An 880-nucleotide genomic window follows, 5' to 3' on the forward strand; every position below is an offset into this window, starting at 1 on the left:
GATCACCGAGGCCTGTATGCCACGGTGATGGAAGGCGCTGGTGATCAGGAAGGGAAAACACCATGAGCCAATACGAGATCGTGACACCGGTCGCACTCCAGCACACTCAAGAGGTGACCTGTACCCCGCCATGGTATGTGCGCAATACCGAATACCCTCCCGCCATGGCGACGTATCAACCGCTGATCAATGGGGAAGAAACGTTCCGGGCCGTGCACCTGGCCATTTCACAGGCCAAGGCAACTGTCGACATCATCTGCTGGGGCTTTCAGCCGTCGATGTATTTCATCCGCGACGGAATATCGCCGCGTATCGGTGAATTGCTGATGGCCATGGCTCGCGAAGGCGTCAAGGTGCGGATATTGGGGTGGGAAATGCCGTTTAACAGCGCGGGCTTTGCCGACGAATCCAATCTGCCCGGTAAAGGCCCGTACCGGATATACGACCGGGCGATGCAACCCTCCACGGACGAGCAATATGCTTATGACCGCCAGTGGTTTGCCAACTGTGCGCTTGCCGACAACATGGCCGCTGCGCATCTGGCGGCTCGCGGCACTCCAGTGTTCGTCAGTCGCGGTTTCAGCGTACTTGAGAGGGCCGAAATAGCCCATCAGGCGAAATACAAAAGTCTCGACCCGCAGGTCAGCGCCACCACGCAATTCATCCTGACTGCGACAGCGACCCATCATCAAAAAACCGTTCTCGTCGATTATGAACTGCCGGACCGCGCCGTCGGTTTCGTGATGGGTCATAACATGCTCGACGAGTACTGGGACACCAATGACCATTTGGCGGTGAACCGTGACAAGGACACCAAACCCGCCCCCAACAAGGGCCCGCGTGGCGATACCCCACGTCAGGACATTTCAAGCCAGGTCAG

The 880-nt window shown here is 57.7% G+C and carries 1 pseudogene; it reads left to right on the top strand.

Features of this window, described 5'->3' with window-relative positions:
* Positions 1-62 precede the first annotated feature (62 nt).
* Positions 63-880: pseudogene (locus ACM6IT_RS24610) on the top strand (phospholipase); the annotation flags it as partial.

The organism is Pseudomonas sp. IT-P4, from assembly GCF_949767755.1.
Lineage (GTDB): Bacteria > Pseudomonadota > Gammaproteobacteria > Pseudomonadales > Pseudomonadaceae > Aquipseudomonas > Aquipseudomonas monachiensis.